Source organism: Streptomyces sp. NPDC002018 (genome assembly GCF_042890865.1).
Taxonomy (GTDB): domain Bacteria; phylum Actinomycetota; class Actinomycetes; order Streptomycetales; family Streptomycetaceae; genus Streptomyces.
This window is the reverse complement of sequence record NZ_JBIASO010000002.1, coordinates 143676-163784: the sequence shown is the minus strand read 5'-3', so window position 1 is coordinate 163784 and position 20109 is coordinate 143676. Positions and strand designations below refer to the sequence as shown.

At 70.6% G+C, this 20109-nt stretch carries 17 protein-coding genes and 2 tRNA genes; 10 read left to right on the top strand and 9 right to left on the bottom strand.

Annotation, left to right across the window (positions count from 1 at the left end; translation table 11 throughout):
- Window positions 1-81: 81 nt before the first annotated feature.
- Window positions 82-609: an NUDIX hydrolase gene (locus tag ACFYYH_RS04225; RefSeq protein ID WP_388545657.1), complete on the bottom strand. Its 528-nt coding sequence runs from the start codon at window positions 607-609 to the stop codon at window positions 82-84.
- Window positions 606-2090 carry a zinc-dependent metalloprotease gene (locus ACFYYH_RS04220; protein ID WP_388545654.1) on the bottom strand — a complete coding sequence of 495 codons (1485 nt, stop codon included), beginning with the start codon at window positions 2088-2090 and terminating at the stop codon, window positions 606-608. Before ACFYYH_RS04220 ends, ACFYYH_RS04225 begins: the two co-directional genes overlap by 4 nt.
- A gap of 305 nt (window positions 2091-2395) precedes the next feature.
- Here ACFYYH_RS04220 and ACFYYH_RS04215 point away from each other — a divergent pair, with 305 nt between their 5' ends.
- The 4 genes from ACFYYH_RS04215 (at window position 2396) to ACFYYH_RS04200 (ending at window position 5766) form a co-directional block, all read left to right on the top strand.
- Entirely contained in the window at window positions 2396-3508 is a 1113-nt protein-coding gene (locus ACFYYH_RS04215) for an SDR family oxidoreductase (protein ID WP_388545651.1), read from the top strand.
- 238 nt (window positions 3509-3746) lie between these two features.
- The gene (locus ACFYYH_RS04210) at window positions 3747-4205 is read left to right on the top strand and encodes a molybdenum cofactor biosynthesis protein MoaE (protein ID WP_388545649.1); all 459 of its coding nucleotides are present in this window, start codon (window positions 3747-3749) and stop codon (window positions 4203-4205) included.
- 132 nt (window positions 4206-4337) lie between these two features.
- Window positions 4338-4565 (top strand): hypothetical protein, encoded by a 228-nt coding sequence (locus tag ACFYYH_RS04205; protein ID WP_388546370.1) that lies wholly within the window; start codon window positions 4338-4340, stop codon window positions 4563-4565.
- A gap of 112 nt (window positions 4566-4677) precedes the next feature.
- Entirely contained in the window at window positions 4678-5766 is a 1089-nt protein-coding gene (locus ACFYYH_RS04200) for a PDZ domain-containing protein (RefSeq protein WP_388545646.1), read from the top strand.
- 208 nt (window positions 5767-5974) lie between these two features.
- On the opposite strand, the gene ACFYYH_RS04195 is transcribed toward ACFYYH_RS04200, so the two are convergent.
- A complete protein-coding gene (locus ACFYYH_RS04195) occupies window positions 5975-6532 on the bottom strand; it encodes a PPA1309 family protein (protein ID WP_388545645.1) in 558 nt (185 codons plus the stop codon).
- Window positions 6533-6679: 147 nt separating this feature from the next.
- On the opposite strand from ACFYYH_RS04195, the gene ACFYYH_RS04190 reads away from it, so the two are divergent.
- The 4 genes from ACFYYH_RS04190 (at window position 6680) to ACFYYH_RS04175 (ending at window position 12182) form a co-directional block, all read left to right on the top strand.
- Entirely contained in the window at window positions 6680-9586 is a 2907-nt protein-coding gene (locus ACFYYH_RS04190; RefSeq protein ID WP_388546327.1) for a UPF0182 family protein, read from the top strand.
- Window positions 9587-9628: 42 nt separating this feature from the next.
- Window positions 9629-9702: transfer RNA gene (locus ACFYYH_RS04185), tRNA-Met, on the top strand.
- 192 nt (window positions 9703-9894) lie between these two features.
- The gene (locus tag ACFYYH_RS04180) at window positions 9895-11976 is read left to right on the top strand and encodes a tetratricopeptide repeat protein (RefSeq protein WP_388545642.1); all 2082 of its coding nucleotides are present in this window, start codon (window positions 9895-9897) and stop codon (window positions 11974-11976) included.
- A gap of 132 nt (window positions 11977-12108) precedes the next feature.
- A tRNA-Met gene (locus ACFYYH_RS04175) sits at window positions 12109-12182 on the top strand.
- Window positions 12183-12312: 130 nt separating this feature from the next.
- On the opposite strand, the gene ACFYYH_RS04170 is transcribed toward ACFYYH_RS04175, so the two are convergent.
- Window positions 12313-12729 (bottom strand): Fur family transcriptional regulator, encoded by a 417-nt coding sequence (locus ACFYYH_RS04170; RefSeq protein WP_388545639.1) that lies wholly within the window; start codon window positions 12727-12729, stop codon window positions 12313-12315.
- Between the two features lie 144 nt (window positions 12730-12873).
- Here ACFYYH_RS04170 and ACFYYH_RS04165 point away from each other — a divergent pair, with 144 nt between their 5' ends.
- Entirely contained in the window at window positions 12874-14325 is a 1452-nt protein-coding gene (locus tag ACFYYH_RS04165) for a catalase (RefSeq protein WP_388545637.1), read from the top strand.
- Window positions 14326-14427: 102 nt separating this feature from the next.
- Here ACFYYH_RS04165 and ACFYYH_RS04160 read toward each other — a convergent pair whose 3' ends face one another.
- Window positions 14428-14829, bottom strand: a complete 402-nt coding sequence (locus ACFYYH_RS04160; RefSeq protein ID WP_388545634.1) for a cyclic nucleotide-binding/CBS domain-containing protein — start codon at window positions 14827-14829, stop codon at window positions 14428-14430.
- A 731-nt stretch (window positions 14830-15560) separates the two neighbouring features.
- Window positions 15561-16361 (bottom strand): histidinol-phosphatase, encoded by an 801-nt coding sequence (gene hisN / locus ACFYYH_RS04155; protein WP_388545631.1) that lies wholly within the window; start codon window positions 16359-16361, stop codon window positions 15561-15563.
- 153 nt (window positions 16362-16514) lie between these two features.
- Here hisN and ACFYYH_RS04150 point away from each other — a divergent pair, with 153 nt between their 5' ends.
- Window positions 16515-17270 (top strand): TetR family transcriptional regulator, encoded by a 756-nt coding sequence (locus ACFYYH_RS04150; RefSeq protein ID WP_388545628.1) that lies wholly within the window; start codon window positions 16515-16517, stop codon window positions 17268-17270.
- On the opposite strand, the gene ACFYYH_RS04145 is transcribed toward ACFYYH_RS04150, so the two are convergent.
- The 3 genes from ACFYYH_RS04145 to aroA form a co-directional block, all read right to left on the bottom strand.
- Window positions 17236-17559, bottom strand: a complete 324-nt coding sequence (locus ACFYYH_RS04145) for a multidrug efflux SMR transporter (RefSeq protein ID WP_066945825.1) — start codon at window positions 17557-17559, stop codon at window positions 17236-17238. The genes ACFYYH_RS04150 and ACFYYH_RS04145 overlap by 35 nt on opposite strands.
- A gap of 91 nt (window positions 17560-17650) precedes the next feature.
- Window positions 17651-18661 carry a ribosome small subunit-dependent GTPase A gene (rsgA, locus tag ACFYYH_RS04140; RefSeq protein ID WP_388545625.1) on the bottom strand — a complete coding sequence of 337 codons (1011 nt, stop codon included), beginning with the start codon at window positions 18659-18661 and terminating at the stop codon, window positions 17651-17653.
- A gap of 4 nt (window positions 18662-18665) precedes the next feature.
- The gene (gene aroA / locus ACFYYH_RS04135) at window positions 18666-20027 is read right to left on the bottom strand and encodes a 3-phosphoshikimate 1-carboxyvinyltransferase (protein ID WP_388545622.1); all 1362 of its coding nucleotides are present in this window, start codon (window positions 20025-20027) and stop codon (window positions 18666-18668) included.
- Window positions 20028-20109 lie beyond the last annotated feature (82 nt).

Below are 20109 nucleotides of genomic sequence, written 5' to 3'. Positions count from 1 at the left end.
GTCGGCCCCGACGGTCATTCGGACGGTCCGAGGGTCCGACGGACGGTCCGACGGTCCCACGGACGGTCCGAGGGTCCGGGCCTACGCGTTCAGCGCGGCGCGCGTGCGCTCCACCAGCCGTACGACCGAGCCGTCGGCCACCCTCGCCGCCTCCTCGTAGGTGAACCAGCGCAGGTCCAGCGACTCCTCGCTGATCCGCTCGACCGCCCCGGCCGGAGCCAGCGCCGCGTACTGCACATCGAGATGCCAGTGGCACGGGGCCGGAATGGCGTGCCGGTCGAGCTGTACGGGCCCGCCCTCCAGCGGACGCAGACCGAGGATCCCGGACTCCTCCATGGCCTCCCGCAGCGCGGCCCGTTCCAGGGTGCTGTCACCGGGCTCGCAGTGGCCACCCATCTGGAGCCACATGCCGAGCTTCTTGTGGAGGGTCAGCAGCACACGGCCGTGCGCCGGGTCGATCACCAGCGCGCTGGCCGTGAGATGCCCGGCCCCGCAGGACTTCCACATCGCGTCGGGGTGGGCGGACAGATGATCCAGATAGAGGCCGCGCAGCACCTCCTGGTCCCCGTAGCCCTTCAGTACGAGGACCGCGTCGTCGTGCAGGCTCACTTGTCGGTGTCGTCCTTGTCGTCCTTGCCGTCCTTCTCGCCCTCGTCGTCCTTCTTGAGGCTGGGCTTGTCGCCGGTCCGGCCCGGGGCGCCCGAGCCGCCCGCGGCCTCGCCGAGCATCCTGTCCAGCTCGGAGAAGTCCAACTGCTCGTGGTGGACGAAGCCGTCCGGGTCGTCGAGGTCGGAGGCGGTGGGCAGCATGTCCGGGTGCTCCCACAGCCGGTCACGGCCGTCCACCCCGCGCGCGTCCGTCAGCGACGCCCACAGCCGCGCGGCGTCCCGCAGCCGGCGCGGACGGAGCTGAAGGCCGATGAGCGTGGCGAACGTCTGCTCGGCGGGGCCACCGGAGGCACGGCGCCTGCGCAGCGTCTCGCGCAGCGCGTCCGCTCCCGTGAGTCTCGTCTTCGCCGCCTCGTGCACCACCGCGTCGACCCAGCCCTCGACCAGCGCCAGCGCCGTTTCGAGACGGGCCAGCGCGGCCTTCTGCTCGGGGGTGTCCTCCGGCTGGAACATGCCCTGCTGGAGCGCTTCCTGAAGCTCCTCGGGATGGGTCGGGTCGAACTGCCCGACCACGTCCTCCAGCTTGGTGGTGTCCACCTTGATCCCCCGGGCATAGCCCTCGACCGCGCCGAACATGTGCGACCGCAGCCAGGGCACATGGGCGAAGAGCCGCTGATGAGCGGCCTCACGCAGCGCGAGATACAGCCGGATCTCGTCCTTGGGGACGCCGAGATCCTTGCTGAACGCCTCGATGTTCAGCGGCAGGAGCGCGGCCTTGCCTGCCGGGCCCAGGGGCAGCCCGATATCGGTGGAACCGACCACCTCACCCGCCAGCACGCCCACGGCCTGCCCGATCTGCTGGCCGAACATGGCGCCGCCCATGGAGCGCATCATGCCGATCAGCGGACCCGCCACGGACTGCATCTCCTCGGGCAGCACCTCGCTCATGGCCGTGCCCACCCGCTCGGCCACCGGGTCGACGAGCTGCTGCCACGCGGGCAGGGTCGCCTCGACCCACTCGGCGCGGCTCCACGCCACCGCCGTGTTCGCACCCGACGGCAGGGAGGTCACGCCGTCCAGCCACAGGTCGGCGAGGCGTACCGCCTCGTTGACCGAGGCGCGCTCCGCGGGACCGACACTGGTGTCCTTGGTGCCGTCGGGCGTGCCCTGCGCGACCGTCTGGCGCGCGATCTGCTTGGCCATGTCCCAGTTGACGGGACCGCCCTCGTAGCTGAGCATCTGGCCGAGCTGCTGGAAGGCCGCGCCCAGGTCGCTGGGGTTCAGCGAGCCGAACATCGCGGCGAACGGATTGTCCGCGCCGCCCGCGCCGCCCGGCAGCCCGAACCCGAAGTTTCCGAAGGGATTGCCGGGACCGCCCTGACCACCGGCACCCTGACCACCTCCGGCAGGGTCCTTCTTCTTGCCGTCGCCGTCCTCCGGCTCCTCCGGCGGAAGGCCGAATCCGAATGGGGTGTCACTCACGGGGTTCCTCGGCTCGTAGGGCCGCCGGCTTCTGCCGGCGGCGGCTGCCCGACTACACCACCCAGCCTAAGCGGCACCGGGTCGGCGACGGTGGTGCCGCGTGCCGTCGGCCGGGCCGGCCGTACGACCGGACTCCGCCTTCGGCCTGCTCGGTCCGCCGCTTCCGCGGGCCTCGCACGGATCCGACACCCGGTCGGCTTCCGGGCTCAGTGCTTCGTCGGCCTGTGGCCTGCGGCAGGATGGACGTCACCTGGTACGTACGCGTCATTCACGTACGTATTGAAGACAACCGCTGGAGACGCCCGGTGAGTTCCCCAGATCCGCAGGTTCGCGCAGCGCGAAACCGCTCAACCACCCACCCGTCCCGGGGCCCCGTCGTCGCGGTCACCGGCGCCGCCTCCGGCGTCGGTGACCTGCTCACCCGGCGCCTCGCCGCCTCCGACGAGATCAAGCAGGTCATCGCGATCGACGAGCGCCGGGGTGAGGTCTCCGAGGCGCAGTGGCACATCCTCGACGTCCGTGACCCGGCCATCGCGGAGAAGCTGCGCGGGGCGGACGTCGTGGTGCACCTGGCGCTCGATCTCGATCTGGAGACCGATCCCGCCGCCCGAACGGCCTACAACGTGCGCGGCACTCAGACCGTGCTCACCGCGGCGGCCGCGGCGGGCGTCCACCGGGTGGTGCTGTGCACCTCGGCCATGGTCTACGGCGCCCTGCCCGACAACGACATCCCCCTCTCCGAGGACGCCGAGCTGCGGGCGACCGCCGAGGCCACGGGCGTCGGCGATCTGCTGGAGATCGAGCGGCTGGGCCGCCGCGCGCCCCGCGCGCACCCCGGCCTCCATGTGACCGTCGTACGGCCCGCCGTCCTGGTCGGCGGTACGGACACGGCCCTGACCCGTTACTTCGAGTCGCCACGGCTGCTCGTGGTCGCCGGATCCCGCCCCACCTGGCAGTTCTGCCATGTCGAGGACCTGGTGAGCGCCCTGGAGTACGCGGCGCTCGAAAAGGCCGACGGCGAGTTCGCGGTGGGCTGCGACGGCTGGCTGGAGCAGGAGGAGGTCGAGGAGCTGAGCGGCATCCGCCGGATGGAGCTGCCGTCCGCGGTCGCCCTGGGGGCGGCGGCCAGGCTGCACAGGATCGGTCTCACGCCGTCACCGGCGGGGGATCTCGCGTACACGATGCATCCCTGGGTGGTCAGTGTCAGCAGGCTGCACGACGCGGGCTGGCGGCCACGGTGGACGAACGAGGAGGTGCTCGCCGCGCTGCTGGAGGAGGTGGAGGGCCGCCACACCGTCGTGGGGCGGCGGCTCGGCCGCAAGGACGCCACCGCGGCGGGCGCGGCGGGCGCGACGGTGGCCCTGCTCGGTACGGCCGCGCTGGTACGGCGGGCCCGCAAGGCTCGCCGCGGCCGGTGACCGGAGCGGGGCTGCCGCCCGGGGGCGGGGCCCACGTCCCGAGACCCCCGGTGCCCCCGCACCCATGGCACCCCCCCACACCCCGGCACCCCAGGGAGGCCACGGGGGCGCTCACAGGCCCCGGAAGGGCCCACAGCGGTAGGCCGGCGGCGGTAGGCCGGGCCAGGGCCGCGTCCAGGGCCGGGGCCGCCGTACGTACTGTTCCGGGATGTCGGTGCGGTACGGCACGATGGTGACCATGGCGAGCACGCATTCCCATCCGGGCGAGCAGGCGGGGCAGGACCCCATCCGGCTGCTGGCGATCCGCGACACCCCCCTCACCGTCGACGAGGTCTTCCGCGCGGTCGGGGACGACGCCGCGGGCGGCACGGCCCTCTTCGTCGGCACGGTGCGCAACCACGACGGGGGCGCCGATGTGGACACCCTCGGTTACTCCTGCCATCCCTCCGCGGAGGCAGAGCTGCGCCGGGTGGCGGAGAAGATCGTCGCGGACCATCCCGTGCGCGCGCTGGCGGCCGTCCACCGAGTGGGCGATCTGGCGGTGGGAGATCTGGCGGTCGTCGTGGCGGTCTCCTGTCCGCACCGGGCCGAGGCGTTCGAGGCCTGCCGGAAGCTGATCGACGACCTCAAGCACGAGGTCCCGATCTGGAAACACCAGAAGTTCTCGGACGGCACGGAGGAATGGGTGGGCGCGTAGCCCTTCCGTTCGGCACCGTCCGCACCCGGCCGGCGGCTTCCCGTCCCGCGGCCGGAACGGCCTGAAACCTGGTCGGTCCGGGACGGCCCGATTTGCGTAACCGCACCCCTGCCAGCAGCGTTGACTCAGCAGATGGTTAATCTGCTGATCGGTCAGTTCACGGGCGCTCACGCACGTCTGGAGGTCGGTATGGCCGCACTCGCCTGGTTGTTGATTCCGCTTTTCGCCGCCATAGGCGCGGCGATATGGGGAAGCTGGGTCTCAAGAGATCGCACGGTAGGGGATATCGCCGAACTGAACGGCTATGCCCGCTTCCGTGATGCCATGGAAAAGGCGCATTCAGGTCCGGATCGGTTCTGACGTCGGACGCCGTGGCAGCCGCCCGTACGCACACGCTACGCGGTCCCCCGCGTCGGCCCCGTACGGACGGCCCCAGCGGTGCACACAGGAACCCTTCCCGTACTGTCGTTCCATGCCACGCCGCACCGCGACGATGCTCGCCTCCACCCTCGTCCTTATCGCGCTGCTCTGCGCGGGTGTGCTCATCACAGTGCCGTATTCGGAGATGAGCCCGGGACCGACGGTGAACACGCTCGGTAACGCCGGTGGAGAACCGGTACTGCAGATCTCCGGGCACAAGACCTATCCGACGTCGGGGCATCTCAATATGACGACGGTCAGGGTCACGGGCGCGGATTACAAGATGAACATCGTCGAGGCGGTCTACGGCTGGCTGGCCCACGACAACGTGGTGGTACCGCACGACACGCTCTACCCGGACGGCAAGACGGAGGAGCAGTCCACCCAGGAGAACGCCGAGGAGTTCAGTCAGTCCCAGGAGAGCGCCAAGGTCGCCGCCCTGAAGGAACTGGACATCCCGGTCTCCTCGCGCACCGTCGTCTCCTCGGTGATCAAGGACGGCGCCGCGGAGGGCACGCTGCACGCCGGGGATGTGATCAAGCAGGTGGACGGCGTGGCGGTACGGGAGCCGGCCGATGTCGCCGAGCTCGTCACCAAGCACAAGCCGGGCGAGGACGTCATCTTCGGCATCATCCCCGTCGCGGACGCGAAGGCGGCGGAGAAGCTCGGCAAGGAGCCCGAGGGCATCGAGCGGGTCACCCTGACCACGCAGAGGTCAGAGGAGGGCGACCGGGCCATCGTCGGGATCCAGGCCGGGACCGACCACACCTTCCCGTTCACCGTCGACATCAAGCTCGCCGATGTCGGCGGCCCGAGCGCCGGTCTGATGTTCGCCCTCGGCATCGTCGACAAACTCACACCCGGCGCGCTCACCGGTGGCAAGTTCGTCGCCGGTACGGGCACGATCGACGACCAGGGACAGGTCGGCCCGATCGGCGGTATCGAGATGAAGCTCGTCGGGGCACGCGGCGCGGGCGCCGAGTACTTCCTCACCCCCGAGCAGAACTGCGCGGCGGCCGCCTCGGACATCCCCGACGGTCTCACCCTCGTCAAGGTGAAGACCATCGACGACGCCAGGAAGTCGCTGGACAGGATCCGCGACGGGGAGACGGGCGGTCTGCCGACCTGCTCGGTGGGCTGACCGTACACACCGACCGTTCGCGGCCCGCGCCGCCCGGATCCGTACAGGGACCGGGCGGCGCGGGCCGCGGCTCGTCGCGCTCCGTTCGGGAGGCCGGAGGCCTGAGGCCTGAGGCCTCAGGAGACCACAGGAGAAGCCCGGGGACAGGCCGCGGGCGAGGCCGCGGGAGGCCCGAGGAGAGGCCGCGGGAGAGGCCCGGCGAGAGGTCCTACGCCTCGAAGGTGGCCGCGAGGGCCTCGGCCAGGCCCGGGACGAGCCCCGAGCCGGTGAGCACCTCGTTCGGCGAGTCCTTCTCGCGCAGCCGCAGGGCCGACTCACGGGCGCCGTCACGCAGCACGGCGACCGTCATCCTGACCTCCTGGCGCTCCGGGTGGGCGGAGACCCACCGGGCGAGCCCCGCGTCGTCGAGACCGTCCGGCACGGACGCCTCCGCCGACGGCGGCAGCATCAGCCGCTCCACCGTCATCGCGCAGCCCGCCACCGCCCCGGGCCACGCGATGGTGCCGAGGAACTCGTCCAGCGGGGTGCCGGACGGGATCTCGTCCTGCTCGATGGGGGTGAGCGGAGCGACCGCCCCGCCGTCGTCGAGACCGAGCTGGGCGGCCAGCTCCGGTTCGTCGGTGCGCAGCCGGGCGGTGTCGACGAGGGCGAAGAGCCGGGCCGGCTGATCCCAGCCCATCCCGGACGCGTATTCGTCGATTTCGAGCACCGCGCGCGTCAGCGGGCTCGCGGCCATGGGTGTACCTGAGGGAGAGACGTTGGACATGGTCGATATCCTGCCTCCTCCGCACCCCGGTGCGGGAACTAGGTAAAGCCTCAGTAAGTTGCATGAGTGGGCCCTTACGATCGCGGGGCCCGCTTCACACGCCGAAACACGACCGCGAACTTCGAGGTGCGCACGTTGGCTTTCCAGATGCCGGACCGCGGCGGAGGCCCGACCGGGCCACGGATCAGAGTGGGCCGGCCGTCCCGTCGGGCCCGGACCCTGCTCATGACACTGGGCGTGCTGGCCGTGCTGGCCATGCTCTTCGTCATGTTCGCCGGGTTCTGGACCGACTGGCTCTGGTACCGCTCGGTGAAGTACTCATCGGTTTTCACGACCACGCTCTGGACCAAGATCGGTCTGTTCGCCGTCTTCGGTCTGCTGATGGCGATCGCCGTCGGGACGAACATCTGGCTGGCGCACCGGCTGCGGCCGCCGCTGAGCGCGATGTCGATGGAGCAGCAGAACCTCGACCGGTACCGGATGGGGATCGCCCCGTACAAGAAGTGGGTGCTCCTGGCGATCACCGCGCTGGTCGGGCTGATCGCCGGCGCCTCCGCCTCCGGCCAGTGGCGCACCTGGCTGATGTGGGTCAACGGAGTGCCCTTCGGCCAGAAGGACCCCCAGTTCAAGATGGACGTGTCGTTCTACGCGTTCGATCTTCCCTGGTACCGCTTCCTGCTGGCCTTCGGCTTCGCCGCCGCCGTGCTCTCGCTGATCGCCGCCGCGGTGACCCACTATCTGTACGGCGGGCTGCGGATCACCAGCCCGGGTGCGCGTGCCACGGCCGCCGCCACCGGCCATCTCTCGGTGCTGATCGGAGTCTTCGTCTCGCTGAAGGCCGTGGCGTACTGGCTGGACCGGTACGGGCTGGCCGTGAAGTCCAGTGACTTCAAGGCGGCGGGCAACTGGACCGGACTGCGGTACGTGGACGCCAACGCCTATCTGCCGGCGAAGACGATCCTCTTCTGCATCGCCGTGATCTGCGCCGTGCTGTTCTTCGCGACGCTCTGGCGCCGCACCTGGCAGCTCCCGGTGATCGGCTTCGGCCTGATGGTGCTCTCGGCGATCCTCATCGGCGGGCTCTACCCGGCGATCGTGCAGAAGTTCCAGGTCCAGCCGAACGAGCAGGCCAAGGAAGCGCCGTACATCAAGAAGAACATCGACGCCACGCGCGCCGCGTACGGCATCGACGACGCCGATGTGCAGGACTACCAGGGCAAGGGCGACCCGGCGAGGAAGGCCGAGCAGCGCAAGGCGGCCGACTCCGCCGCCAGTTACCGGCTGGTCGACCCCAATGTGGTCTCGCCCGCGTTCCAGCAGCTCCAGCAGGACCGTAAGTACTACCAGTTCCCGGCAACGCTGGACGTCGACCGGTACAAGGGCACCGACGGCAAGCTCCAGGACACGGTCGTCGGTCTGCGCGAGCTGAACATCACGGGTATCCCCAAGCGCAACTGGATCAACGACCACTTCACGTACACGCACGGGTACGGAGCGATCGCGTCCAAGGGCACGAACACCGTGACGGACGAGAACAAGGGCACGGTCGGCGCTCCCGAGTTCACCGAGTCCGGTCTGCCGACGACGGGCCGGCTCGGCGAGTACGAGCAGCGCGTCTACTACGGCGAGAAGACCGAGCAGTATTCGATCGTGGGCGGCCCGCAGAAGGAGCTGGACTACGAGAAGAACGGCGAGCAGACCACGAGCTACACGGGCAGGAGCGGAGTCGATCTCTCCAACCCGCTGAACCGCGCGGCATACGCCGTGGCCTTCAGCGAACCGCAGATGGTCTACTCCGGCGCCATCGGCGACGGCTCGCGCATTCTCTACAACCGCACGCCGAAGGAGCGCGTCGAGGCGGTCGCGCCCTGGCTGACGATCGACGGCGACGCCTATCCCGCCGTGGTCGACGGCCGTATCAAGTGGATCATCGACGCGTACACCACGACCAACGGCTATCCCTACGCGTCCCGCACGACCCTGGGCGACACCACGGCCGACTCGCTGACCGACAACCAGCGCGCGGTCGTCGCCCAGCAGAACCAGGTCAACTACATCCGGAACTCGGTGAAGGCCACCGTCGACGCCTATGACGGCACGGTCAACCTGTACCAGTGGGACACCGAGGACCCGGTGCTCAAGACCTGGATGAAGGCCTTCCCCGGCACGGTGAAGGCACGGGACGAGATCAAGCCGGATTTGCTGGCCCATTTCCGGTACCCGCAGGACATGTTCAAGGTGCAGCGTGAGCTGCTCACCCGCTACCACGTCACCAATCCCGCGCAGTTCTACAGCGGCAGTGACGCGTGGCAGGTGCCGAACGACCCGACCAACAAGAACAGCAGCGCGGTCCCGCCGTACTACCTGAGCCTCAAGATGCCCGGTCAGGACGATCAGAGGTTCTCGCTGACGACGACCTTCACGCCCAACGGACGCCCCAATCTGGGTGCGTTCATGGCGGTGGACGCGGACGCGACCAGCACGGACTACGGCAAGATCAGAGTGCTGAGGGTGACCTCCACCGTGCCGGGGCCGCAGCAGGTGCAGAGCGAGCTGAACGGTGTCCCCGAAGTCGCCACGTTCGTGCGTGACCTGAGAGGCACCGACTCGGACATCGAGTACGGCAATCTGCTGACCGTGCCGCTCGAAGGGGGCTTCCTCTATATCGAGCCGGTGTACGCGCGCGGTGGCACCGCCAACTACCCGCTGCTGAAGAAGGTGGCCGTCTCCTACGGAGGCAAGCCCGTCTTCGAGGACGGGCTGACCCAGGCGCTCAACGCCGTCTTCGGCGAGGAGGGTTCCGAGCCGCCGACGACGACCCCGCCACCGCCGGACGACACCACCAAGCCGCCGGCGACCGGTGACACGGCGCTCCAACAGGCCATCGCGGACGCGCAGAAGGCGTACGCCGACGGTGAGGCGGCGCTGGCGAAGCAGGACTGGGCGGCGTACGGCAAGGCGCAGGAGGCGCTCCAGGACGCCCTGCGGCGGGCCGCCGAGGCGGACAGCGGATCGGGCGGCGCACCGGGGGACGGCGGCTCCGACAGCGGCTGAACAGGCATCACTCCGCGTCGTGGTACGGTTGGGACACAACGACGCGGGGTGGAGCAGCTCGGTAGCTCGCTGGGCTCATAACCCAGAGGTCGCAGGTTCAAATCCTGTCCCCGCTACGCGAAGTCAAGGGCCCGGATCCAACAGGATCCGGGCCTTTGACGTGTGCGGCCCACGAACGGCGTTTCACAGCGCGGGACTTGAGCAGGAGCGTGTTTGACTTGTCTCTCTGTGGGCATGTCGACAAAACGCTGTAGTGACCTTGTGGGTCGCGGTATACCTGCTGTACGCGGGTGGCAGGTGGTGCGACGATGGAAATTATGGGGGATAGGACAACTCTGTTGGAGACAGGGCGGTTTGTGCAGCGCCATGCGGCAGGCGCGGCCGACGCCGCGCACGCCGCGGATTCTCTTGGTGCCACGAGCGCCCCGCACACGGCTGGCGCGCAGGAGACCGCCGACGCGGAGACCGAGGCCCGCCACCGCCGCGCCGCCGACGCCGGGGACGTCGAGTCGATGAGCGTCCTGGGCGCCCTGCTGCTGCGCCGCGGTGATCTCGACGGAGCCGAGCCGTATCTGCGGGCCGCGACCGGCGAGGGCGACCGCGCCGCCGCGAACAACCTGGGTGTCCTGCTGCACCAGCGCGGCTATCCGGACGAGGCGGCCGGCTGGTGGCGCATCGCCGCCGTGGCCGGATCCGCCGCCGCGGCCCACGCGCTGGGCCGTCACCACCGTGAGCTGGGCGACGAGCCCGCCGCGGAGTACTGGCTGCGCCAGTCCGCCGAGCAGGGCCACGCCCTCGGCGCCTACGCCCTCGCCGATCTGCTGGAGCACCGCAGCGATGTCGGGGCGGAGCGCTGGCTGCGCGCCGCCGCCGAGCAGGGCCACCGCGAGGCGGCGTACCGCCTGGCCCGGACGCTGGAGCGCCGCGCCCGCGAGACGGCGCGCTCCGGAGCCGACTCCGTGTACCGCAGGGGTACGGGCCCGGCGGTCCAGGGCGGCGGCGCCACGGGGAGCCACCGGATCGCGCGCACGGGTACGCACCGCGCCGGAGGTGCCAACCGCACGGTCGCGGGGACCGGCACCGCCGCGGTGGGCACCGGTACGCGGATGAACACGGGTACGCGGACGAACACCGGTGCGGGCAGGGGCCCGGACGTCACCGGCGCCGTCGACGCGCCCACGCTCCTCGCCGAGGCCGCCCAGTGGTACCGGCAGGCCGCCGCCCGCGGCCACCGCCGGGCCGCACGGCACCTCGGCGCCATCCTGGAGAAGCGCGGCGAACTGAAGGAAGCCGGCCGCTGGTACCTGACCTCCGCCAGGGACGGCGACGCACGGGCGGCCTGTGCCCTCGGCTTTCTGCTGCGCGACGCGGGCGACGAGGAGAGCGCCGCCATCTGGTGGCTGCGCGCCGCGCAGGAGGGCGACGGCAACGCCGCCAACGCCCTCGGCGCGCTGCACGCGGCCCGGGGCGAGCCGCAGACCGCCGAGCGGTGGTACCGGGCCGCGATGGACGCGGGCGATGTCAACGGCGCGTACAACCTCGGACTGCTCTGCGCGGCCCAGGACCGTACCGTCCAGGCCGAGCAGTGGTACCGCCGCGCCGCCTACGCGGGCCATCGCGAGGCCGCCAACGCGCTCGCCGTGCTGCTGTTGCAGGCCGACGACCCGACGGGGGCCGAGCCCTGGTTCTCCAAGGCGGCCGAGTCGGGCAGCGTGGACGCCGCGTTCAATCTGGGCATTCTGTACGCGGGGCGGGACGACGACCGCGCTGCTCTGCGCTGGTACGAGCGCGCCGCCGCCGCGGGGCACACGGAGGCGGCCCTCCAGGTCGGTATCGCCTGCCTCAGGGAAGGCGACGACCGGTCGGCGGAGCGCCATCTGCGCTGCGCCGCGGGCGGCGGCAGCGCGGAGGCCGCGTTCCGGCTGGCCACCCTGCTCGACGCGCGCCAGCCGCCGCCCGGCCCGCCCGCGCTCGGTGAGTCGTACGGCGTGAAGACCGAGTGCGAGCAGTGGTACGAGCGCGCCGCGGAGCAGGGACACCGCCGCGCCCAGGTGCGCGTCGGCATGCTCGCCGCCGCCCGCGGGGACATCACCGACGCCGCGCGCTGGTACCGCGAGGCCGCCGAGGCGGGCAGCCGCAGCGGCGCCTTCAACCTCGGACTGCTGCTCGCGCGCGAGGGCGGCGAGCGCGAGGCCGCCCTGTGGTGGACCAGGGCCGCGCAGGCCGGTCACGGCCGGGCCGCGCTGCGTCTGGCGCTGCTCGCCGCGCGCCGGGGCGAGCTGACCGAGGGCCAGCGCTGGTGCGCGCGCGCCGTGGAGCTGGGGCCCGCCGAGGTGACGGAGCGCGCGGCCCGTCTGCGCGAGGCACTCCACCAGGAACTGACGGCCTGACCGGGTCGCCGCGTTCCCCCGTTCCCGCGTTCCCGCGTTCCCCCGTTCCGGCGCCGCCCGGAGCGGGCGGAGGGGCCCGCGGGAAGGGATTTGCACCGCTCGGCAGCCGTGACGTAGTGTTGCGTTCATCGACGCGGGGTGGAGCAGCTCGGTAGCTCGCTGGGCTCATAACCCAGAGGTCGCAGGTTCAAATCCTGTCCCCGCTACTGAACAGCGAAGGCCCGGAACTCGAAAGAGTTCCGGGCCTTCGCTGTTTCCATCGGCATTTCCGTCAGCCGAGGCTTTCGGCGAGCCGTGTTCGGCAGGGTGCTTCCGGCGGGTGAGCCGGGCGCGAGGTCAGGCGGACGCGCAGTTCGGACAGGTGCCCCGGTAGGTCACCTCGACGTCCGAGATCGTGAAGCCGAAGCGCTCCCCGTCCGGGAGATCGGCCAGCGGATCGCCCGTGGGATGGACATCGCGGATGGCGCCGCAGCGCGCGCAGACCAGGTGGTGGTGGGGCCGGTGCGCGTTCGGGTCGTACCGCTTGGCCCGGCGGTCCGTGGAGACCTCGATCACCTCACCGAGCGTGACCATCTCGCCGAGCGTGTTGTAGACCGTCGCCCGGGAGATCTCCGGCAGGCGGGCGACAGCACGCGCGTGGACCTCGTCGGCGGTCAGATGTACATGGTCCCCGTCGAGGACCTCGGCCACGACACGCCGCTGGGCCGTCATGCGCCAGCCGCGTCCGCGAAGTCGTTCCAACAGGTCACTCATGACGACCAGCCTAACAGTGAGGGGAGCCAGGTCCCGGACGTGTATGACTTTGGATGTTTGCTTGACTTAGACAAAGTCCATCGTAGGATCGGTCACGGTACTCGCCAAGGGACAGGACTCGCAGGAATGACGCAGGAGGCGCACGTGACGCAGGGACCGCTCACCACGGAGGCCGGGGCGCCGGTCGCCGACAACCAGAACAGCGAGAGCGCGGGCGTCGGTGGTCCCGTGCTGGTCCAGGACCAGGCGCTGCTGGAGAAGCTGGCGCACTTCAACCGTGAGCGCATTCCGGAGCGCATCGTGCACGCGCGGGGCGCCGGGGCGTACGGCACCTTCACCCTGACCCGCGATGTCACCCAGTGGACACGGGCGAAGTTCCTCTCCGAGGTCGGCAAGCAGACGGAGACGTTCCTCCGCTTCTCCACCGTCGCGGGCAACCTCGGCTCGGCCGACGCGGTGCGCGACCCGCGCGGTTTCGCGCTGAAGTTCTACACCGAGGAGGGCAACTACGACCTCGTCGGCAACAACACCCCGGTGTTCTTCATCAAGGACGCCATCAAGTTCCCCGACTTCATCCACACCCAGAAGCGCGACCCGTACACCGGCTCGCAGGAGGCCGACAACGTCTGGGACTTCTGGGGTCTGTCGCCCGAGTCCACCCACCAGGTGACCTGGCTCTTCGGTGACCGCGGCATCCCCGCGACGCTGCGTCACATGAACGGGTACGGCTCGCACACGTACCAGTGGAACAACGAGGCCGGCGAGGTCTTCTGGGTCAAGTACCACTTCAAGACCGACCAGGGCATCAAGAACCTCACCACCGACGAGGCCGTGCGGCTCTCCGGCGTGGACCCGGACTCGCACCAGCGCGACCTGCGGGAGTCCATCGAGCGCGGTGACTTCCCGTCCTGGACGGTGCAGGTGCAGATCATGCCGGCGGCCGACGCGGCGACCTACCGCTTCAACCCGTTCGACCTGACCAAGGTCTGGCCGCACGAGGACTACCCGCCGATCGAGATCGGCAAGCTGGAGCTGAACCGCAACCCGGAGAACATCTTCGCCGAGGTCGAGCAGTCCATCTTCTCGCCGGCCCACTTCGTGCCGGGCATCGGTCCCTCCCCGGACAAGATGCTCCAGGGCCGTCTGTTCGCGTACGGCGACGCCCACCGCTACCGCGTCGGCATCAACGCCGACCATCTGCCGGTGAACCGCCCGCGCGCCACCGAGGCGCGCACCAACAGCCGGGACGGCTATCTCTACGACGGCCGTCACAAGGGCACCAAGAACTACGAGCCGAACAGCTTCGGCGGCCCGGTCCAGACGAGCCGTCCGCTCTGGCAGCCGGTTCCGGTCAGCGGTGCCACGGGCAACCACGAGGCCCCGAGCCACGCCGAGGACAACGACTTCGTCCAGGCGGGCAACCTCTACCGCCTGCTGTCCGAGGACGAGAAGGACCGGCTGATCGAGAACCTCGCCGGGTTCATCTCCAAGGTGTCGCGCGACGACATCGCCGTCCGCGCGGTGAACAACTTCCGCCAGGCGGACGCGGACTTCGGCAAGCGGCTGGAGGCCGCGGTCCAGGCCCTGCGCGGCTGACAGCCCCGCCGAGACGGGAGGGGCCGGGTCCTTGCGGATCCGGCCCCTTTCGCCGTGATGACGGGCGGGGGAGTGCGGGGAGGGCCGGGGCCGTCCCGGGCGTCAGCCCGTCAGGACCGCCGCCTCGCGCCGGTCCGGTGCCCAGCAGCGGATGATGTCGCGTACGGAGACGATGCCGACCGGCTCCCGGTCGTTGAGCACGATGAGATGGCGGAACCCGCCGCTCGACATGGCCGCCGCGGCTTCCTCCAGCGTCCAGGAGGGCGCGGCGAAGACCACATCGGTGGTGGTATGGGTGCAGGCGGTCTCGGCGTCGGGGCTCTGGCCGTCGCCGAGCGAGTTCAGGATGTCGCGTTCGGTGAGGATTCCGATACCGCAGTCATCGGGGTCGAGAACGACGGCGGCACCGACGCGGCGTGCCGACATCAGCCGGGCCGCCTGGCGGAGCGTATGCGTGGGCCCGATGGTCAGAACCACCGAACTCATGGCGTCACGGACAAGCATGGGGTGAAGACACCTCCTTGGTAAACCGTTCCGTGGAGACCTCTGAGGGATCCGGGGCACCCCGGACCCCCTGAGAAACGATTCACAAGTTCACAAGTGGGGGGACTTTCAGAGTGACACTCTTGGGCCGGGTCAACAAGGGGGCGCAGGAGGCTCGCCCAGGGGCGCGAAAATATCCCACAAACGCCCCGGCTTTCTTTCTCTTTTGAGGGCTCGGTTCGCCTCCGGGCGCTTGGTGCCACTGTCGACGGTCGACCGTGCTCGGTTCGCTCGTTCCTCACGAACCTCCGCGCGCTCTCCCTTTCGACAGTGGCGCGCCCTTCGGCTCACTCGCCTTCTTTTTTGGGGCTCGGTTCGCCTCCGGGCGCCTTATGCCACTGTCGACGGTCGACCGTGCTCGGGTCCCTCGTTCCTCGGGACCCTCCGCGCGCTCTCCCTTTCGACAGCGGCGCGCCCTTCGGCTCACTCGCCGGCGGGCGACAGCGGCCGGAAACAGGTCCGCACTCCGGGCGGCCAGGGTGACCGGACCCTAGTGGGCTGACGCTGTCTGGCCTGGGGTGCGGATACGTGCCGGTTCCGCACGGCCGTCGGCGAGTGAGCCGAAGGGGCGCGTCGGTGCCGAGAAGGAGAGCGCGCGGAGGCCGTGAGGTACGAGCGGTCGAGCACGGTCGACTGTCGGCACCGACATGAAGCGCCCCGGAGGCGAACCGAGCCCCAAAAAAGAGGGGAACCTAGTAGCGCTGGTTGAGGTAGCCGAGGAGCTCCTCGTGCAGGGTTCCGTTCGAGGCCGCCGCGTTGCCGCTGTGCGGACCCGGGCGTCCGTCGAGGCCCGTGAAGCTGCCGCCCGCCTCCTGTACGACGATCGTGGTCGCCGCCATGTCCCACAGGGACAGTTCCGGCTCCGCGCACATGTCCACCGAGCCCTCGGCGACCATCATGTACGGCCAGAAGTCCCCGTAGCCGCGGGTGCGCCAGCAGGCGCGGGTCAGATCGAGGAACCCGTCCAGCCGCCCCTGCTCCTCCCAGCCCGTCAGTGAGGAGTACGCGAACGAGGCGTCCCGGATGCGTGAGACGTTCGAGACCCGCAGCCGGGTCGCGGAGGAGAGGCTGCGGCCCGTGTAGGCGCCCCCGCCCTTCGCCGCCCACCACCGGCGGGCCAGCGCGGGCGCCGAGACCACCCCGACGACCGGTTCGTATCCGCCTTCCGCGGCCACCATCAGCGAGATCAGCGTCGCCCAGACCGGCACGCCGCGGACATAGTTCTTCGTACCGTCGATGGGGTCGATGACCCAGCGGCGCGGGCCCGTGCCCTCGATGCCGTACTCCTCGCCGAGGATCGCGTCGCGCGGCCGTGCCCGCTGGAGGTGGCCCCGGATCAGTTCCTCGGCCGCCTTGTCGGCCTCGCTCACCGGGGTCATGTCCGGTTTCGTCTCGACCTTGAGGTCCAGGGCCTTGAAGCGGTCCATCGTCGCGGCGTCGGCGGCGTCCGCGAGGACATGGGCGAGACGCAGATCATCGTGGTAGTCGGGCATGGTCGTCACAGTATCCACCAGGGGGAAGAACCGGCCACGGGGTCCGTACCGGCAAGAAGTCGCCAATGGCCCGGCGGCGGTCGCGAGCGGTCTTGACAGCCGAGGGCGGCCCGTCAACTCTGAGCGCAGAGCCGCACGGCCCCGGAGGCGACGATGCCTACTGCGCGTGAAGCCCTACTGAACGCCGGTCTGTCGGCACTGGCCGGACTGCCCTGGTCGGCGGTCCGGATGGTCGATGTGGCCTCGGCCGCCGGGGTGTCCCGGCAGACCCTCTACAACGAGTTCGGCAGCAAGGACGGGCTGGCCCGCGCCCTGGTGCGACGCGAGGTGGATCTCTATCTGCGCGGTGTGGAACGGCTGTTGGGGGAGCGGGCGGAGACCGTGGACCGGCTGGTGGCCGTCGCCGAATGGACCGTCACCGAGGCGCGGGCGAGACCCCTGCTGCGGGCGCTGCTGACGGGCTGCTGGGGGGAGTGGCTGCCCTCGCCGGGTCCCGCGCGGATCGCCGGCCCGCCGCCCGGCGCGATGGCGCGGCACCGCGCCGGCACCGGGCCGCCCGCGACGGGCGATCTGGTCGCGCTGGTACGGGACAGATCCGTGGCCGCGCTGGAGAGACACCGCCCGGAACCGGGCCGCGCGGACCATCGCCCCGACCACGGCCGCCCGGAACCGGGCCGCCCGGACCACGGCCGCCCGGACCACGGACAGGGGGAGCCGCTTCGGCCCGGTGCCCACCGGGCCGATCTGCTCTACCGCTCCGAGCTGGCCGTACGGCTGGCGCTCGCCCATCTCGTCGCGCCCGGCGGGGACTCCGTCGGACCGCTGGTCCGCACGGCTGTCACCCTGCCGCTGTCCCCGCCCCCGTCCGCACCGGTCAGTGCGCCGAGCCCGAGAGCTGGAGCCCGATGACTCCGATGATGACCAGGGAGATCGAGACGAGCTTCAGTACGGAGACCACATCGCCCAGGAAGATCATGCCGTAGATCGCGGTGCCCGCCGCGCCGATGCCCGTCCAGACCGCGTAGGCGGGACCGACGTCCAGCTTCTTCAGCGAGAGCGTCAGCAGACCGAAGCTGCCGAGTGCGAAGGCGGCGAACGCGATCGTCGGCCAGAGCCGGGTGAAGCCGTGGGAGAGCTTGAGACAGACGGCGAATCCCGTCTCCAGGATTCCGGCGACCACGACCAGCAGCCACGCCATCGTCAAAGACCTCCCCGTATCCGTGACTGCCCGGTCCCGCCTGGTTGGATTATGCCCTTACCAGCACCGTGGGATCGCAAACGTGTGCGCGTCAGTCGCCGTCGCGCCGCTCACGCGTGGCGAGAAGCCTCCGCAGGGAGTAGAGCCGGGCGGGATCGGCGTGGCCCTCGGCCACCCACGCGTCGAGCGCGCACTCCGCTTCGTCATGGCTGCACGCCCGGGGGCAGGCCTCCGTACCCGGCACCAGATCGGGGAAGGCGAGGATGACCCGGGACGGATCGACATGGTGCAGTCCGAAGGAGCGGATGCCCGGGGTGTCGATCACCCAGCCGTCGCTCTTCTCCAGCGGCAGGGCCAGCGCCGAGGTCGTGGTGTGCCGGCCGCGGCCCGTGACCGCGTTGACCAGACCGGTGGTGCGCCGGCGCTCCTCCGGTACCAGGGCGTTGACCAGTGTCGTCTTGCCCACGCCCGAGTGGCCGACGAAGGCGGTGACCCGGCCGTCGAGGTACTCCCGTACGAGGTCGGCCGCACGGCCGCTCGCCAACTCGTCGCGCCGGGTGACCACATGGCGTATACCGAGCGCGCGGTAGGTCTCCAACAGCTCGTCGGGCGAGGCCAGATCGGACTTCGTCAGGACGAGCAGCGGTTCGAGTCCCCCGTCGTACGCGGCGACCAGACAGCGGTCGATCAGCCGGGGGCGCGGCTCGGGATCGGCGAGGGCGGTCACGACGGCCAACTGGTCGGCGTTGGCGACGACCACCCGCTCGTAGGGATCGTCGTCGTCGGCCGTGCGCCGCAGCACGGAGTGGCGCTTCTCGATCCGCACGATCCGCGCCAGCGTGTCCTTCTTGCCCGACAGATCACCGACCAGACCGACCTGGTCCCCCACCACGGCCGCCTTGCGGCCCAGTTCGCGCGCCTTCATCGCGAGGACCACGCGGTCGTCGACGAGACAGGTGATCCGGCCCCGGTCCACGGTCAGGACCATGCCCTCCGAGGCGTCCTCGTGCTTGGGCCTGATGTGCGTACGCGGCCGGTTGCCCTTGGGGTTGGGGCGGGAGCGGATGTCGTCCTCGTCGGGGTTCTTGCCGTAGCGCCGCATCGCGTCAGGCTCCCGCTCCCGCCAGCATCTCGGTCCACATCCGCGGGAAGTCGGGCAGGGTCTTGGCGGTCGTCGCCACGTTCTCGATCCGCACGCCGTCGACGGCGAGGCCGAGGATCGAACCGGCCGTGGCCATCCGGTGGTCGTCGTACGTGTGGAACACACCGCCGTGCAGCGGGCGCGGGCGGATGTGCAGACCGTCCGCGGTCTCGGTGACATCGCCGCCCAGCTCGTTGATCTCCTTGGTGAGGGCGGCCAGCCGGTCCGTCTCATGGAGCCGCAGATGGGCGACGCCGCGCAGGGTGGAGGGCGAGTCGGCCAGCGCGGCGACGGCCGCGATACCGGGAGTCAGCTCGCCGACCTCGCTCAGATCGACGTCGATGCCATGGATGGCGCCCGCGCCCCTGAAGGTGAGGCTGGAGCCCTCCGACGTCATGGTGAACTCGCAGGAGCCGCCCATTTCGGTGAAGATCTCGCGCAGCGCGTCACCCGGCTGAGTGGTCCGCTCCGGCCAGTCCGGGACGGTGACCCGGCCACCGGTCACCAGCGCGGCGGCCAGGAACGGCTGGGCGTTGGAGAGATCCGGTTCGACGGTCAGATCGCGGCCGAGCAGGGCGCTGGGGGAGACGCGCCAGACATTGGGCTCACCGCCGGTCTCGGGCTCGTCGACCTGGGCGCCGACCGCGCGGAGCATGTCGACGGTCATCCGGATGTGCGGCAGGGAGGGCAGGACGGCGCCCACATGCCGTACCTCCACGCCCTGGTTGAAGCGCGCTCCCGAGAGCAGCAGCGCGGAGACGAACTGGGAGGACGCGGAGGCGTCGATCTCCACCGCGCCGCCGTCCAGCGCGCCGCCGCCGTGCACGGTCAGCGGGAGCGAGCCGCGGTTGTCGTCGTCGATACGGGCGCCGAGGGCGCGCAGGGCGTGGATGACACTGTTCAGCGGACGTTCGTAGGAGCGGCGGTCGCCGTCGAAGCGGATGGGACCGTCGGCGAGCGTCGCCACGGGCGGCAGGAAGCGCATCACCGTGCCGGCGTTGCCGACATCGACCGTCGCCGGGCCGTGCAGCCCGGAGGGGATCACCCGCCATGCCTCACCGCTCGGCGCGGGGACGCCCGCGGCGGTGGAGCTGGACGACAGGCCCTCCTCGATACCGACCCCCATGGCGCGCAGGGCGTCGGCCATCAGCAGCGTGTCACGGGAGCGCAGCGGGCGGCGCAGCCAGCCGGGCTCGGCGGCCAGCGCGGCGAGGACCAGCCCGCGGTTGGTGACCGACTTGGATCCGGGCACGGTGACCGTCGCTTCGACGGCGCCGTGTGCGGTGGGGGCGGGCCAGAGGGCGGGCTGCACGGAGCTTTCGGTCATGGCCATCACTTTAGTGGTTCGTGACCGAAGCGGATCCCGAACAAAAGTGGCGAAATCAGGGCGTAACGAGAAGGTGATACGT